The following is a 14,326-nucleotide window of genomic DNA, read 5'->3' as shown; positions in this document are numbered from 1 at the left end:
TGGGTTCTTTCTCAGGGGTTGAGCATCTGCCGGGCCAGCGCCAGCGGCACGTCAGGAAAGAAAAACAACAACACAGTGCCTGCAGCGGTGGCAGTGAGGGCAATCACCATCAGCAGCGGCGCCTCACCATGCGGATGGCCGTGTGGGTCAGCTGGCGGAGCCACGAAGAATGCGCGGTAAACAATGGGCAGGAAATAGCCCGCATTCAGCAGCGTACTCAAGATGATGACCGACACCGCCAGCCAGTGCTGCGCCTCCATGGCACCAGACAACATGTACCACTTGGAGATAAAACCTGCAGCCGGGGGTAAACCAATCATGGACAGGGCGGCAATCGCAAATGCCCCCATCGTCCAGGGCATGCGGCGGCCGATGCCATCGAGTTGACTCACCTCGGTTTTGTGAGCTGCGGTGTAAATGGCGCCTGCGGCAAAAAACAGGGTGATCTTGCCAACCGCATGTGCCGCAATGTGCATCACGGCGCCGATCAGTGACAAGGGTGCCAGCAACGCGGCCGCCATGGTCACATAGGACAATTGGCTGATGGTGGAGTACGCCAGGCGGCGTTTCAGGTTGTCAGCCGTGAGTGCAACGGCCGAGGCGGCAATGATGGTGAAACCGGCCAAGACCACCAGCCAATCGGTGGCACCCGCCTGCGCCAGGGTATCAATGCCGAATGTGTACACAAGCACCTTGACCACACTGAAGACCCCGGCTTTGACTACGGCCACGGCGTGCAGCAAAGCAGACACCGGCGTCGGTGCCACCATGGCAGCCGGCAACCAGCGATGAAAAGGCATCAGTGCGGCTTTGCCGATACCAAAGACACACAGGGCCAGCAAGATGGCAAGTTCGCCAGGCTTGAGCTTGTCAGCCAGAATGCCACCGACTGTGAAATCTGTGGTGCCGGCAATGTACCAAATGAACACCAGGGCAGGTAACAAAAACAAGGTGGAGGTGCTCAGCAGCAGGCCAAGGTAAACCAGCCCGCCATCGCGTGCTTTTTCCGTGCCATGGTGCGTGACCAGCGGGTAAGTGCTGAGGGTGAGCAGTTCATAAAAGATGAACAAGGTGAGCAAATTGCCTGAAAACGCAATGCCCATGGTGGCCGACAGGGCAAGCGCAAAACAGACGAAAAAGCGTGTTTGATGCGCCTCCTTGTTGCCACGCATGTAGCCTATGGAGTACAACGAGTTGACGATCCACAAGCCTGAGGCAATGAGCGCAAACAGCATCCCGAGTGGCTCAACCCGGAAGTCAACCTGCAAGCCCGGAAGCAGGCTGAACAAAATAACCTGCGGGCGGGCACCCCCCAAAACCACGGGCAGCAGTGTCAGCACAACGCCAAACAATATGACGGCTGTCACCAGCGTGATGGCTTCGCGCAGGTTGGGCGCACGACCGGCCAAATAGATCAGCACAGCACCGGCCAGCGGCACCATCATGGACGCAACAATGGCTTGTTCAGGTGTCAGCATCAGGACCGCCCCCCCAAGAGAGAGGCTGCGGCCTCAGAGGCAGTGCCGATCGTGAACGAGGTGTCCAAGCCAAAATACACGATCGCAATCACCAAAATGGCGGTTGGAATGCTCATCAACCAAGGCATCGCTGCGACGTTCTCGGTGTCTTTGCGTGGCTCCCGAAAATACGCTGCCTCGACGAAACGCCAGACGTAGGCAGCAGCCAGCAAAGATGACAACACAATCGCGAACACCAACCACCACTGACCTTTTTCAAGTGCCGCCAACAGCAAATACCATTTGCTGATGAAACCGGCCGTGCCAGGCACGCCCATCAGCGACAAGCCGCCCACCACAATGCCAAAACTGGTCAGCGGCATGCGCTTGCCCAAACCTTGCACCCGCGCCAGACTGGTGCCGCCCGTGCCCAGTGCCACGCAACCCAGCAGCATGAAGATGGCGCCCTTGGTCACGCCATGGTTGAACAAATGAACGATGCTGGCGGTCAGGCCACTGACCGAGTCAAAGGACATGCCCAAAATGATGTAGCCAATCTGCGCCACACTGGAGTAGGCAAACAGGCGCTTCAAATCGGTCTGGAAAATGGCCAGGGTGGACGCCGCAAACATGCCAGCCAGTGCCAGCAACAGCATCATTTCTTCCATCGGCAGCTTGGAGAAGACAGCAGACTCGCCAAACACCGTGAAATAGAAACGCAGCAACACATAGACTGCCACCTTGGTCGCGGTGGCAGCCAGAAAGGCTGACACCGCCGAGGGCGCAAAGGTGTAGGCATTGGGTAACCACTGATGCAGTGGAAACAGAGCCAGCTTGAGCGACACACCCACGGTGATGAACGCCAGCGCTGCCAGGATGGGTCTTGTGCCCTGCACGGATGCGATTCGTTGCCCCATGTCGGCCAGATTGAGCGTGCCCGTCATCAAATACAACAAGCCAATACCGATGACCAGGAAAGTGGCGCCTATCGAGCCCATGAGCAAATACTGGTACGCCGCAAACAGCGCGCGCCGATCCCGCCCCAGTGCAATCAGAACATAAGCCGACAGCGAAGAAACTTCAAGAAAGACAAAAATGTTGAATGCGTCACCTGTGATGGAGATGCCAAGCAACCCTGTCAAACACAACACAAACATGGTGTAAAAAAGATAATGCTGCTCAGGGGGTACTTCGGATTCGATGCTGGCCCGGCTGTAGGGCAGCACCAGGGCCGCAATGCCCGACACCAGTACGAGCAGCAATGAATTCAGGCGGTCAACGCGGTATTCAATGCCCCAGGGGGCTGGCCAACTGCCAATGGCATAGCTGATGGTGCCGTTATGAGTCACCTGCAGCCACAGCAAAATTGAGATACCAAACGCGGCCCAGCTGGCTAGCAGCGCCACTGTGAACGCCACACTGCGCCGACGTAGCAGCACCGTTAGTGGCGCAGCGATCAAAGGGATGACCACCTGCAAGGCGGGCAGATGCGGGGCCAGATTCATTTTGTTTCCCCGTCGCCTTCTGGTTTGATGTCCCGCTCAAGAATTTCATCCTCCTCGATCGTGTCGTAGGTTTCGCGGATGCGCACGACCAAGGCAAGCCCCAAGGCCAGGGTTGCTACGCCCACGACGATGGCAGTCAAAATGAGCACATGTGGCAGAGGGTTTGAATACACAGTGAAGGCATCGCCCAGAATGGGTGCCGTGCCGCCAATCAATTTGGCAGGTGCAATGTACAAAAGGTAAACAGAGGTCTGAAAGATGCCCAAACCGACCAGTTTCTTGATCAGGTTGCTGCGCGAAATGACGATGAACAAGCCTGCAACCATCAGGAACACCGTGATGAAGTACGTAAAGTGACCGCTCAGAGTCATGGAGGTTGTTGCGCCCGTCATTCTTCGTCTACCTTGCTGCGGTCGGCGAACATGTAAAAAATTTTCAGCATCACGCCTGCGACAGTGGTGGCCACGCCTACCTCAACCCAGAAAATACCGCGATGCTGGCCGTGCACTGGGTTCGGATCGAGCACAAAGTAGTCCAGATAATTACCGCCAAAAAACAAGCCAGCCAGACCTACACCTGCGTATATCAAAACGCCAATGGCCATCATGGATTCCACCAGTGGCTCGGGCACCACTTTGCGTGCGTCCGCCAAACCATAAATCAGCGCATAAAAAATGACGCCGGCTGCCAAAATGACACCCGCCTGAAACCCGCCACCCGGCCCAAAATCACCGTGAAATTGAACATACAAGGCAAACAACAGGATGAACGGAATCATCATCTTGGCGATGACGCGAAGGATCAAATCATTTTTCATGGCTTGCGCCCCTTCCGACGACGTCGCAATAGCGCGATGACACCAGCGCCAGCCGTGAAGACCACAGTGGTTTCTCCAAGGGTGTCGTAACCACGGTAGCTGGCCAACACCGCCGTAACCACGTTGGGCACGTCCACTTCTTTTTTGATTTCATTGAGATAGCGGGGCACCACATGCTGGTGAATAGGCGCGTTGGGGTCAGAAAATTCGGGCAACCCGAGCGTGCCGTAGATCAACATACCACCTACCGACAAGGACACTATCAGCGGGACAAATGGTTTTTTTGGCGCATGGGCTTCTTCGCTTTTGCACAAATAGAGTGCCCCCAGCAGCAACACTGACGAGATACCGGCACCTACTGCCGCTTCGGTCATGGCCACATCCACCGCATCCATGGCAACCAGCACCGTGGCCATCAGAAAGCTGTAAATGCCGCCAAGAATGACAACGCCAAACAAATTGCGGCTGCGCATGATGATCACAACGGTCACCGCCAGCATGACCATCAGCACATTAATGATCAGTGCTTCGATGGTGGCTTCTCCTCGGGTGCAAGCAGGGGCTTAAGCCCGCGAACCATGGCTGCCCGTGCAAGAGCGTGTGTTGCTGTGGGGCTGACAAACAAAATCAACACACCCAGCATAAGCAGTTTGACTGACACCAGCGTGAAACCGGCTTGCAACATCAGTCCGAACAAAATCAGACCCGCCCCAAGCGTTTCAATGACGCTGGCAGCGTGCATCCGGGTGTAAAAATCAGGCATGCGAAGCAGCCCAATGGCACCGATGATGCAAAAGAGCCCGCCCAGCACTAGGCTAAACCAACTTAGGGTCGACAGTAAAGCAGGCATCATTTGGCAGCCTCATCGTCACCTGGGTCACCCAAATCACCGTAACGGAAGTACTTCAAAACGGCAATCGTGCCGATCACGTTGAGCAAGCCGTAAACGATAGCGAGGTCCAGGAATTCAGGGCGACCGTTCAGGAAACCCATCACAGCCAGCAACAGCATGGCGACGGTGCCAATGGTGTTGGCTGCCTGCGCTCGATCGAATACGGTGGGCCCGAGAGTCGCCCGGACGAGCGCCAGGGCCAGCGTAACAAGCAATGCGATAGTCGCTACAGAAAACATCAGGCTTTTCCCTCGCAGGCGCTGACGCGTTGATCCATGTCGCTGTCCACCACCCCGTGGGCGCTGGCTCTGGTGAGTCCGTGCACCAAGAACTCGTTTGCATTTGCTTCAATGGCGATGGTGCCAGGTGTCAACGTGATGGAGTTGGCGTGCAGCACCAGACCCACATCCGTTTTTTGGGTTGGCTTGAAACGCACCAAGGTAGGACTGATCGGGAGTTTGGGGTGCAGAATGATTTTGCTGACTGACCAGGCGGACAAGATAATTTCTTTCAAGAGCCAGGCCCAATAGACCACGGCCCTGGGGCCTAGTTGCACCGGGTGCCCCTCTTGGTCGATCATGTTCATGCGTCGCGCAAACCAGGTCACCATCAACGCGCAGCCAACGCCAGCAGACATTAAAAATGCCGTAAAAAACCCCGACAACAACAGCCAGAACAGGTACAAAAAGATGAACAGGCTGAAGGATCGGATCACGGGTTGTACTAATTAAGTGGGTTTTTTCAAACAATTGTAGACAACTCTTTAACCATATCTTTGTACAAACATAGGACTTAGGAAAAAACGCCCCAGCGTTGTTGCGCCGCCTTGTCGTACAGGGTGTACTGCCTTCGGCGGCCCGCCTAGCCGGACCAATTTTGCGTAAGTCCTGAAACATTTGATTTTGAAGTTACAACCACGCCAGACCTGCAAACGAAGCTTGCCCCTGAATACAGGCTTTGATTTGATGATGGACAATGCAGCCCAAACCTATAGGAGTCCGACGATGCGCCCTCATGTTTTGATTGCACGTGCTGTCTTTCCCCAAATCTTGACGCTGCTGGAGCAGCACTTCGAGGTCACCTCAAACCAGGATGACGAGCTCTGGACCCCGGCGCAATTGATTGAAAAGCTGCAAGGCAAACAGGGCGTGTTCACCACCGGCAGCCAGCGCATTGATGCAACTGTGCTTGGCTCTTGCCCAGACCTCAAAATCTGCGCCAACATGGCGGTGGGCTACAACAATTTTGACCTAGAGGCGATGACAACAGCCGGCGTTAAGGCCACCAACACGCCGGACGTGCTGACCGAGACCACCGCAGACTTCGGCTTTGCGCTGATCATGGCCACTGCCCGGCGCATGGCTGAAAGCGAGCGGTTTTTGCGTGCCGGCTTGTGGAACCGCTGGCGCTACGACATGTTTGCTGGCTCTGACGTGCACGGCAGCACGCTGGGCATTCTGGGCATGGGTCGCATTGGACAGGCCATTGCCCGGCGCGGAGCGCACGGCTTTGGCATGAAGGTGATCTACCACAACCGCTCTCGCCTGGACGCGCCTACCGAGGCCGCCTGCGGTGCGACGCTGGTCAGCAAGCAAGAACTTTTGCAGCAGTCTGATCACCTGATTTTGGTGCTGCCCTACACACCAGAGTCTCACCACGCCATCGGTGCTGCTGAGCTGGCGCAAATGAAGCCCACGGCCACGCTGATCAACATTGCGCGCGGCGGCATTGTGGATGATGCGGCGTTGGCGCTTGCCCTGAAAAATGGGGTGATTGCCGCCGCTGGGTTGGATGTGTTTGAGGGCGAGCCTGCGCTGCACCCTGATTTGCTGACCGTGCCCAATGTGGTGCTGACCCCGCACATTGCCAGCGCCACTTTACCGACGCGCCTGGCCATGGCGCAGCTTGCCGCCGATAACCTGATTGGTTTCCTGTTGCATGGCAAGGCCGTGACAGCGTTGAATTAGCTATATTTATCATAGCTGCTTGCGCTTATTAAATAAGGGTCAGAGCCTGATTATTCATATAAAACTTAAAAGCACCTACTGCGCTGCTCCACAGGCTTTTTGGACAACAATAGCGCCCAAGGAGACTTTGAAACGTGAATGATCGTGTGCTTTGGTTGGTGTTGGGTTTGGGGGTTTTGAACGCGCTATTGCTGGTGCTTTTGCTGCTGTTGGTGTGGTGGCGCAGCGGCCAAAAGAAGGGATCTGAAGCAGATCAATTGGTGCATCAAGCGCTGCTGCTGGACCAGATGCAAGACCAAGTGCAAGCGGCTGCTCAGGTGCGCCAGCAAGAACTGATGCAGCAAGTCAATGTGACCTCAGAACGTATGGAGCGCGGACTGCGCCGTGATGTGCTCGACGCTGCGCGCGACAGCCGCCAGGAACTGGCGCTGAACCTGTCCACTTTTCAGCAAACCCTGGTGCAACAGGGAGCCGAGGCCACCCGCACGCAAAACACGCAAATCGACGCCTTTGGCCAGCAACTCGCTTTGTTGCAAAAAACCTTGCACGACACGCTCACCCACCAACTCTCAGGCCTGAGTGAGTCCAACGCCCGGCGCATGAACGAGATTCGTGAAACGCTTGAAAAACAGCTGGCGCAACTGCAGACCACGAATGCCGCCAAGCTTGATGAAATGCGCGCCACGGTCGATGAAAAGCTGCAAAGCACCCTGCATGCGCGCTTGGGTGAAAGCTTCAAACAGGTCGCCGACCGGCTGGAACAGGTGCACAAGGGCTTGGGCGAAATGCAGACGCTGGCGCAAGGCGTGGGCGACCTCAAACACCTGCTGACCAACGTCAAAACCCGCGGTATTTTTGGCGAGGCGCAGCTGGCATCGCTGCTGGAGCAGGTATTTGTACCCGATCAATATGCGGCCCAAATCGCCACCCGCCCTGGCAGCAAAAACGTGGTGGACTTTGCGATTCGGCTGCCGGGTAGGTCTGACTCAGGCTTGCCGCTGTGGTTGCCCATTGATGCGAAATTTCCCAATGAAGATTACGAACGCCTGCTCGATGCCCAAGGTAGGGCGGATGCGCTAGGTGCCGAGGTAGCGGCCCGGGGCTTGGAGCAGCGCATTCGCCTGGAAGCCAAGTCAATTGCTGAAAAATACCTGGAGCCACCTTACACCACTGACTTTGCCATTTTGTTTCTGCCCACTGAAGGCTTGTACGCGGAAGTATTGCGCCGCCCCGGGCTGATGGAGGCCTTGCAGCGCGACTGCCGCGTGACGCTGGCCGGCCCAACCACCTTGCTGGCCATGCTGAGTTCGCTGCAAATGGGCTTCAGAACCCTGGCGCTGGAGAAGCGCTCCAGCGAGGTTTGGCAGGTGTTGGGTGCGGTCAAGACCGAATTTGGCAAGTTTGGTGATGTCTTGGCCAAGGTCAAATCACAGACTGAGACGGTGCTGAAAACCATTGATGGGGCGCAAACCCGCAGCCGTGCGATGGGGCGCGCGCTCAAAAATGTCGAGGCCTTGTCAGAGACGCAAAGCGCTGCATTGATCGTTCACGACATTGATTTCGACAGCGCAGAAGGGGCTGCTGCACCGTGACAGGCGATGTCGCTCCGCTGGGTTCGGTGGCGCTGACCCGACTGATTGCCGGGCACATCTGCCTGCACGCCTGCATGGCCGGGATGCGCATGGCAGCACCGCTGATGGCCTTGCGCGAAGGGCACAGTGCGCTGGCAGTGGGCGTGTTGTTGTCCTTGTTTGCCTTGACGCAGGTGTTTTTGGCCTTGCCTGCGGGGCGCTACGCCGACCGCAACGGCTTCAAGAGACCCATTGGGTTTTGCGTGCTGAGCGCCTCTGCTGGTGCGGGTTTGGCGGTGGCTTTTCCGATTTTTCCGGTGTTGTGCCTGAGCGCGTTGATGACCGGTGGGTCCATGGGTGTGGCCGCCATCAGCCTGCAGCGCCATGTGGGACGCTCAGCACAGAGCAACACCGAACTCAAACGCATGTTCAGCTGGCTGTCTATTGGCCCGGCGCTGTCCAACTTCATTGGACCGCTGTCGGCAGGATTGCTGATTGACCTGGGTGGTTTTCGTGTGGCGTTTTTTGCTTTGGCCTGCCTGCCCTTGATGACCTGGCTGTGGGTGCGGCACACGGTGGAGTTGCCACCGGTTGAGGTCAAGCCGGGTGCTGCAAAAGGGCGTGCCTGGGATTTGATGCGTGAGCCCATGATGCGCCGGCTGATGCTGGTGAACTGGTTGCTGTCGTCGTGCTGGGACGTGCACACCTTTGTGGTGCCCGTGCTGGGCCACGAGCGGGGTCTGAGCGCCTCGGCCATTGGGGCCATTTTGGGCGGCTTTGCGTTGGCTGCGACCGCAGTCAGAGTGGCTTTGCCGCTGCTGGCGGCCCATTGGCATGAGTGGGTGGTGGTGACTGCGGCCATGCTTGCCACCGCCGTGCTGTTTGCCATCTACCCGTTGATGCCGTCTGCCTTGACAATGGGCATTTGCTCGGCCTTGCTGGGCATCTCACTGGGCTCGGTACAGCCAATGATCATGAGCACCTTGCACCAGATCACGCCCGAGGCGCGTCATGGCGAGGCATTGGGCTTTCGGCTGATGGCCATCAACGGGTCAAGCGTGTTGATGCCCATGCTGTTTGGCAGCGCAGGGGCGGCATTGGGCGTGTCATTGGTGTTTTGGACGGTGGGTGCTGGTGTGGCGTTGGGCGCGCGCACGGCCTGGCGCTTACGCCCGCCGGTTCATAAACCGTAGAACTTCTGAATCACCGCCCAGGCGGCTTCGGGCTCATCCACATACTGAAACAGCTTCAGGTCATCGGCGGCAATCACGCCTTCTTCGACCATGGCGTCGATGTTGATCAGGCGTTTCCAGTAGTCGGTGCCAAACAGCACGATGGGCACAGGTTTTGATTTTCGGGTTTGCACCAGCGTGATCACTTCAAACAGTTCGTCCAGTGTGCCAAAGCCGCCAGGAAAAGCCACCAGCGCCTTGGCCCGCATCATGACGTGCATTTTGCGCAGCGCAAAGTAGTGAAATTTGAAATTCAGCAGGGGCGTCACGTAAGGGTTGGCGCTTTGCTCGTGGGGCAGGGCGATGTTCAAGCCAACGCTCAAGGCACCCACTTCATGCGCGCCGCGGTTGGCCGCTTCCATGATGCCGGGGCCACCACCGGTTGCAATGAACAGGCGTTCCTCGGGCCTGCGGTGCATGCTGTCGCTCGCCACCAGCCTTGCAAACAACCGCGCCTGGTCGTAATAGTGGGCGTTACGCACTTGCTTCTGCGCCAGCGCCAGTGCGCTGGCATCGCCACTGAGTTGTGCCAGGCGCAGGTTTTCCTGGGCATCTTCTGGCGCCCGAAAACGGGCGCTGCCAAACACCACCACGGTGCTCTCAATGCCCTGCTCAGCCTGGTCGAGGTCGGGCTTGAGCATCTCTAACTGGAAGCGGATGCCACGGGTTTCACGCCGCAGCAGAAATTCGGGGTCGGCAAAGGCCAGGCGGTAGGCATCTGCCTTTAATGCGGTGCCTTGGCTGGCGTGGTTTTGCAATTCGGCCCAGGCGTCTGCCAGGCGGGTCTCGGTCAGGAGCGGGGCACGTTTGTCAATATTGTTCATGGTGGCCATTGTCTGGGGGAAAAGGCGGGAAGCTGGCGCTAACCATGATTTTTCGCATTGAAGTTGGTGACGGTGCCACCTAGGATGCGCGGGAGGAGGGCGTTGCATGATGCCGATTTTTGACCTGTTGCGTTTCAGTTCGGTGTCGATGGACGTGCTGGCCTATGGACATGCAACAGCGCAAACGCTTGCTGCGCGACAAAAAAGCCGTCTGGATACTTTGCTTGACGTGGCCCGGCGGGATTCGCGCTTTTACCGCGAGCATCTGCGAGGAGCGACAACTGGCAACACGCCGCTGAGTTGCCTGCCGCCGGTGTCTCGGCGCGAATTGATGAATCACTTTGACGACTGGGTGACCGACCCGCAACTCAAGCTGAGCGAGCTTCGTGCGTTCACAGCAGACCCTCAGCGCATTGGCGAGCCCTACCTTGGCAAATACCTGGTGTGGGAGAGTTCGGGTACCAGCCACATACCAGGTATTTTTGTGCAAGACGCGCAGGCCATGGTCGTGTATGACGCGCTGGAGGCACTGCGGCGCAGCGCACCCAGGCCTCTGCAGCGCTGGTTTGACCCGTTGTCGATGACTGAGCGCATCGCTTTTGTCGGGGCGATCAGCGGTCATTTTGCGAGCTTTGTGAGCATGCAAAGGCTTCGTGCCCTCAACCCCTGGCTCGCACCGTCGGTGCGGAGCTTCTCGATTCTTCAGCCGACCAGATCGCTGGTGGATGAGCTCAATGCGTTTGCGCCAACGGTCATTGCTACCTACCCCACGGTCGCCACCCTGCTTGCCGATGAGGCAGCGCGCGGCGTGTTGCGCTTCACGCCCCGGGAAATCTGGACAGGTGGCGAAACCCTGAGCGCTGCCGCACGCCTGTGGCTGGAACACACGCTGGGTTGCGCGGTACGCAACAGTTACGGTGCCTCGGAATTCATGTCGATTGCCTGGGAATGTGACCAGCGCCGCCTGCATGTCAATTCAGACTGGGTGATTTTGGAGCCGGTAGACCAACGCGGGCGGCCTGTGCCCGAGGGACGACTGTCTTACACCACCTTGCTGACCAACCTGGCCAACCATGTGCAACCCCTTATTCGCTACGACCTGGGTGATCAGGTTTTGTTGCGCCATGAGCCCTGTGCGTGTGGCTCAAGCTTGCCGGTGATTGAAGTGCAGGGGCGACGCGATGATCCGCTGGTCATGGCCGGCTTGGGCGGTCAGCCAGTCACCCTGCTGCCGCTGGCGCTAACTACTGTGCTGGAAGATCTGGCCGGCGTGTTTGATTTTCATGTACGCCAGCGCGACGACCACACCCTGGTGCTTCGCCTTGCCATGCAGGGCGAGGAGGGCGCGGCGGCCATGGCGCGGTGCTGCACCGTGCTCAAAAGCTTTGCTGTTGCCCAGGAACTCAAGCCGATTTGTGTGCTCAGTGAGCTTGGGCAAGCGATTCCCAGGGGGCGCAGCGGCAAGGCGCAGCGCATCGTGGCGTGTCCCAGTCAGCGATCACCTGAACGCTAAGCCGGCGAAGCGTGGCTTTGCGTAAGGGCGGCTGCGAAGGCGTTGGTCATACTGACCACGTTGCTGGGGTGCGCAATGCAGTCGGTGCTCCAGACCTCGCCAACGCCGGCGTTTTGCATGACCTGCAGCGCATCGTCGGCGAATAGGGCGTGTGTCACGGCGACATCGACGGACGCCGCACCTGCGCCTAGCAGCAGTTGGGCCGCGCGCGCGACGGTGTGGCCGGTGCTGGCCACATCGTCCAGCAGTACCACTTGTCGGCCTGCTACCGACATGTCGGGCAGTGCCACATCGACGGCCCGGTCACCATGGCGGTGTTTGCGACACACCGCGTGATCAAAACCGTGGCGCTCTGCAGCCTTGGCAACCCACTGTGCTGATTCTTCGTCGGGTCCGATGAGTAGGGGGTGCTGCCTGCGCGCTGCAATCCAGTCTGACAGCAAGGGCGCGCCACTGAGCACGACAGCATGTGCGACGGGCACGGCCTCTTGCAGGCTGGCGACCCGATGCAGGTGTGGGTCCACCGTGATCAGCGCGTCAAACAGGCCGGCCAAAAATTGGCCAACGATGCGCTGGCTGATGGCCTCACCCGGATGAAAGGCGATGTCCTGGCGCATGTAGGCCAGATAAGGCGCCACCAAGGTCAGGTGGGTGGCACCCAGTGTGCGGGCGGTCTGCGCCAGAAGCAGTAGCTCTATCAACTTCTCATTCGGGTCGTTGAGTGTGCGGAAAATGACCACCTGTGGGGGCAGTGTGTCGGGCAGGCTCAATTTGATTTCGCCGTCAGGAAAACGGTGTCGCTCGACCCGGCTCATGGTCAGGTTGGCCGCTTGGGCCAGGCGCGTTGCGCTGCTCAGTTCTTCGTTAAAGCACAACAGCATGGGCTGGGTGGGCTGGGTAGCCCGGGAAGCCTGGAATATGGGAGCTTGAGGCATCAGAATTCCACAAAAACATGCGGCACTTCGGCGGCTAGGCCAAGGGTGTAACCGGTGGCTTTGTCACAGGCTTGGCGTGCAAAGCCCAGGTCGCTTTGAAAGCTAGCATGCACCCGGTACAACACATCACCCAGCGCTACCACGTCGCCCAGCTTGTGAAACAAGTCAAGGCCAGCGCCAGCCACCTTGGGGGCACCGGCCAACCGCGCAATCCGCGCCACCTGCAAGTTGTCGATGGCTGTCACCACACCAGCTTGGGTTGCGCAGACCTCAAATGTCAAGCGCCCCAGAGGCGGTTTGTTGTAGTCAAACACCTTGGCACCTTGGGCGGCAATGATGTCGTTCATTTTGGCCAGCGCCCGGCCTGAATCCAGAATATCCCGCGCAATCGCGAAGCCGTCCCCGCCCCTGACATCCGGGTGGCATTCAATCAGCCGGCCCGCCAGCCGCAATGATTTTTGACGCAAGTCGTTGGGCGCATCTGGGTCGTTTTCCAGTACCCGCATCACGTCGCGTGCCTCCAGCATCGGGCCAATGCCCTTGCCGACGGGTTGGCGTCCGTCGGTGATGACCACATCCAATGACAGGTGGATGCGGCGCGCCACGTACTCGAAAAGCCGGCGCAAGCGCTGTGCCTCGGGCATGGAACGCACTTTGGCGGTTGGGCCAATCGGAATATCAAGCACCAGATGGGTCGAGCCCGCAGCGATTTTCTTGGACAAGATAGAGGCCACCATTTGCCCTGGTGAGTCAATCGCCAACGGCCGCTCCACGGAAATCAACACATCGTCAGCGGGGGACAAATTGGCCGTGCCGCCCCAGGCCAGGCAGGCGCGGTGCTCACGCACAATGTCTGCCAATTGCTCAAATGGCAGTTGCACGTTGGCCAGCACTTCCATGGTGTCGGCCGTGCCGGCAGGCGAGGTGATGGCGCGCGACGATGTTTTTGGGCAAAGCAGGCCATGCGCCGCCACAATGGGCACCACCAGCATCGACGTGCGGTTGCCGGGTATGCCGCCAATGCAATGTTTGTCCACCACCAAGGGCTCATGCCAGTCAAGGGTTCGGCCGCTGGCCACCATGGCCTCGGTCAGGAAATACACCTCTTCGCGGTCCAGTTCGTCCCGGTTGGTGGCGACCACAAAGGCGGTCAACTCGATTTTTGAGTAATGAAGCTCGGCAATGTCATGCACGATGCTTCGAAAGTCTTCGCGGCTCAGGCGCTCACCGGCAATCTTGCGGTTCAACGCACCAATGGAGGCGGGCGGCTCGGCCTGGGACACAGACACCACATGCCCTTCATCGACGGCGAGCTGCAAAAATGCATCTTCCGACAAACCCAGCTCATGGCAGCCCACGATGGCCACGTCATCCACCACGTTCAGGGTCGCCAGAATGTGCTGGCCGTTGGCGCGAACCTCAACCTTGGACAGCGCCTGAAAACCTTCAGCACGGTAGATTTCGCAGTCGCGGTGCAGGTAAGCCACGTTTTCACGGTAGGTGTCAATGGCCACACGACGCAGGGCGAGTTTGGAAGCTGCAAGTGTTGCAACCGGCTGTGCATCTGATGTCGGGAGGGTCTCAGTGGCTTGTTTCATCAGCGTAGCCTACAC

The 14,326-nt window shown here is 58.3% G+C and carries 15 protein-coding genes; 4 read left to right on the top strand and 11 right to left on the bottom strand.

Going from position 1 to position 14,326, the window contains the following annotated elements:
- Positions 1–11: 11 nt before the first annotated feature.
- The 8 genes from PHQ58_RS02290 to PHQ58_RS02255 are packed head-to-tail and all read right to left on the bottom strand — an operon-like array spanning position 12 to position 5,386.
- Positions 12–1,478: a proton-conducting transporter membrane subunit gene (locus tag PHQ58_RS02290; RefSeq protein ID WP_300106300.1), complete on the bottom strand. Its 1,467-nt coding sequence runs from the start codon at positions 1,476–1,478 to the stop codon at positions 12–14.
- Positions 1,478–2,962 carry a monovalent cation/H+ antiporter subunit D family protein gene (locus tag PHQ58_RS02285; RefSeq protein WP_300106298.1) on the bottom strand — a complete coding sequence of 495 codons (1,485 nt, stop codon included), beginning with the start codon at positions 2,960–2,962 and terminating at the stop codon, positions 1,478–1,480. Before PHQ58_RS02285 ends, PHQ58_RS02290 begins: the two co-directional genes overlap by 1 nt.
- Entirely contained in the window at positions 2,959–3,354 is a 396-nt protein-coding gene (locus tag PHQ58_RS02280; RefSeq protein ID WP_300106296.1) for a cation:proton antiporter subunit C, read from the bottom strand. Before PHQ58_RS02280 ends, PHQ58_RS02285 begins: the two co-directional genes overlap by 4 nt.
- Complete coding sequence (locus tag PHQ58_RS02275; protein WP_300106294.1) at positions 3,351–3,779, bottom strand: Na(+)/H(+) antiporter subunit B; 429 nt, start codon at positions 3,777–3,779, stop codon at positions 3,351–3,353. The genes PHQ58_RS02280 and PHQ58_RS02275 overlap by 4 nt, the downstream gene beginning before the upstream one ends.
- Complete coding sequence (locus tag PHQ58_RS02270) at positions 3,776–4,291, bottom strand: DUF4040 domain-containing protein (protein WP_300106292.1); 516 nt, start codon at positions 4,289–4,291, stop codon at positions 3,776–3,778. The genes PHQ58_RS02275 and PHQ58_RS02270 overlap by 4 nt, the downstream gene beginning before the upstream one ends.
- Before the next feature lie 8 nt (positions 4,292–4,299).
- On the bottom strand, positions 4,300–4,629 hold the full coding sequence (mnhG, locus tag PHQ58_RS02265; RefSeq protein ID WP_300106290.1) for a monovalent cation/H(+) antiporter subunit G: 330 nt from the start codon (positions 4,627–4,629) through the stop codon (positions 4,300–4,302).
- Positions 4,629–4,910: a monovalent cation/H+ antiporter complex subunit F gene (locus PHQ58_RS02260; RefSeq protein WP_300106289.1), complete on the bottom strand. Its 282-nt coding sequence runs from the start codon at positions 4,908–4,910 to the stop codon at positions 4,629–4,631. The genes mnhG and PHQ58_RS02260 overlap by 1 nt, the downstream gene beginning before the upstream one ends.
- Positions 4,910–5,386 (bottom strand): Na+/H+ antiporter subunit E, encoded by a 477-nt coding sequence (locus PHQ58_RS02255; protein ID WP_300106287.1) that lies wholly within the window; start codon positions 5,384–5,386, stop codon positions 4,910–4,912. The genes PHQ58_RS02260 and PHQ58_RS02255 overlap by 1 nt, the downstream gene beginning before the upstream one ends.
- A 289-nt stretch (positions 5,387–5,675) precedes the next feature.
- Between PHQ58_RS02255 and PHQ58_RS02250 the strand changes: the two genes are divergently transcribed.
- The 3 genes from PHQ58_RS02250 to PHQ58_RS02240 all read left to right on the top strand — a co-directional run bounded on the left by PHQ58_RS02250 (position 5,676) and on the right by PHQ58_RS02240 (position 9,402).
- On the top strand, positions 5,676–6,638 hold the full coding sequence (locus PHQ58_RS02250; RefSeq protein WP_300106286.1) for a D-glycerate dehydrogenase: 963 nt from the start codon (positions 5,676–5,678) through the stop codon (positions 6,636–6,638).
- A 134-nt stretch (positions 6,639–6,772) separates the two neighbouring features.
- The gene (gene rmuC, locus PHQ58_RS02245) at positions 6,773–8,230 is read left to right on the top strand and encodes a DNA recombination protein RmuC (protein WP_300106284.1); all 1,458 of its coding nucleotides are present in this window, start codon (positions 6,773–6,775) and stop codon (positions 8,228–8,230) included.
- Positions 8,231–8,304: 74 nt separating this feature from the next.
- The gene (locus PHQ58_RS02240; RefSeq protein ID WP_367187266.1) at positions 8,305–9,402 is read left to right on the top strand and encodes an MFS transporter; all 1,098 of its coding nucleotides are present in this window, start codon (positions 8,305–8,307) and stop codon (positions 9,400–9,402) included.
- Here PHQ58_RS02240 and PHQ58_RS02235 read toward each other — a convergent pair.
- Entirely contained in the window at positions 9,390–10,265 is an 876-nt protein-coding gene (locus tag PHQ58_RS02235; RefSeq protein WP_300106280.1) for a TIGR00730 family Rossman fold protein, read from the bottom strand. The genes PHQ58_RS02240 and PHQ58_RS02235 overlap by 13 nt on opposite strands.
- A gap of 106 nt (positions 10,266–10,371) precedes the next feature.
- Between PHQ58_RS02235 and PHQ58_RS02230 the strand changes: the two genes are divergently transcribed.
- Positions 10,372–11,778, top strand: coding sequence for a phenylacetate--CoA ligase family protein (locus PHQ58_RS02230; RefSeq protein WP_300106278.1), 1,407 nt, complete (start codon positions 10,372–10,374; stop codon positions 11,776–11,778).
- Here the strand turns inward: PHQ58_RS02230 and PHQ58_RS02225 are convergent.
- Both PHQ58_RS02225 and PHQ58_RS02220 read right to left on the bottom strand, forming a co-directional pair.
- Positions 11,775–12,713 carry a ribose-phosphate pyrophosphokinase gene (locus PHQ58_RS02225; protein WP_300106276.1) on the bottom strand — a complete coding sequence of 313 codons (939 nt, stop codon included), beginning with the start codon at positions 12,711–12,713 and terminating at the stop codon, positions 11,775–11,777. The genes PHQ58_RS02230 and PHQ58_RS02225 overlap by 4 nt on opposite strands.
- A complete protein-coding gene (locus PHQ58_RS02220; RefSeq protein ID WP_300106275.1) occupies positions 12,713–14,311 on the bottom strand; it encodes a thymidine phosphorylase family protein in 1,599 nt (532 codons plus the stop codon). The genes PHQ58_RS02225 and PHQ58_RS02220 overlap by 1 nt, the downstream gene beginning before the upstream one ends.
- Positions 14,312–14,326 lie beyond the last annotated feature (15 nt).

Source organism: Rhodoferax sp. (genome assembly GCF_028688795.1).
Taxonomy (GTDB): domain Bacteria; phylum Pseudomonadota; class Gammaproteobacteria; order Burkholderiales; family Burkholderiaceae_C; genus Rhodoferax.
This window is presented reverse-complemented; position numbering and strand designations above follow the sequence as displayed.

What these genes read in the sequence shown, in the direction of transcription:
- PHQ58_RS02290 (WP_300106300.1), bottom strand. Translation starts at nt 1,478, where the DNA reads ATGCTGACACCTGAACAAGCCATTGTTGCGTCCATGATGGTGCCGCTG.
- PHQ58_RS02285 (WP_300106298.1), bottom strand. Translation starts at nt 2,962, where the DNA reads ATGAATCTGGCCCCGCATCTGCCCGCCTTGCAGGTGGTCATCCCTTTG.
- PHQ58_RS02280 (WP_300106296.1), bottom strand. Translation starts at nt 3,354, where the DNA reads ATGACGGGCGCAACAACCTCCATGACTCTGAGCGGTCACTTTACGTAC.
- PHQ58_RS02275 (WP_300106294.1), bottom strand. Translation starts at nt 3,779, where the DNA reads ATGAAAAATGATTTGATCCTTCGCGTCATCGCCAAGATGATGATTCCG.
- mnhG (WP_300106290.1), bottom strand. Translation starts at nt 4,629, where the DNA reads ATGCCTGCTTTACTGTCGACCCTAAGTTGGTTTAGCCTAGTGCTGGGC.
- PHQ58_RS02260 (WP_300106289.1), bottom strand. Translation starts at nt 4,910, where the DNA reads ATGTTTTCTGTAGCGACTATCGCATTGCTTGTTACGCTGGCCCTGGCG.
- PHQ58_RS02250 (WP_300106286.1), top strand. Translation starts at nt 5,676, where the DNA reads ATGCGCCCTCATGTTTTGATTGCACGTGCTGTCTTTCCCCAAATCTTG.
- PHQ58_RS02240 (WP_367187266.1), top strand. Translation starts at nt 8,305, where the DNA reads ATGGCCGGGATGCGCATGGCAGCACCGCTGATGGCCTTGCGCGAAGGG.
- PHQ58_RS02235 (WP_300106280.1), bottom strand. Translation starts at nt 10,265, where the DNA reads ATGAACAATATTGACAAACGTGCCCCGCTCCTGACCGAGACCCGCCTG.
- PHQ58_RS02230 (WP_300106278.1), top strand. Translation starts at nt 10,372, where the DNA reads ATGATGCCGATTTTTGACCTGTTGCGTTTCAGTTCGGTGTCGATGGAC.
- PHQ58_RS02225 (WP_300106276.1), bottom strand. Translation starts at nt 12,713, where the DNA reads ATGCCTCAAGCTCCCATATTCCAGGCTTCCCGGGCTACCCAGCCCACC.
- PHQ58_RS02220 (WP_300106275.1), bottom strand. Translation starts at nt 14,311, where the DNA reads ATGAAACAAGCCACTGAGACCCTCCCGACATCAGATGCACAGCCGGTT.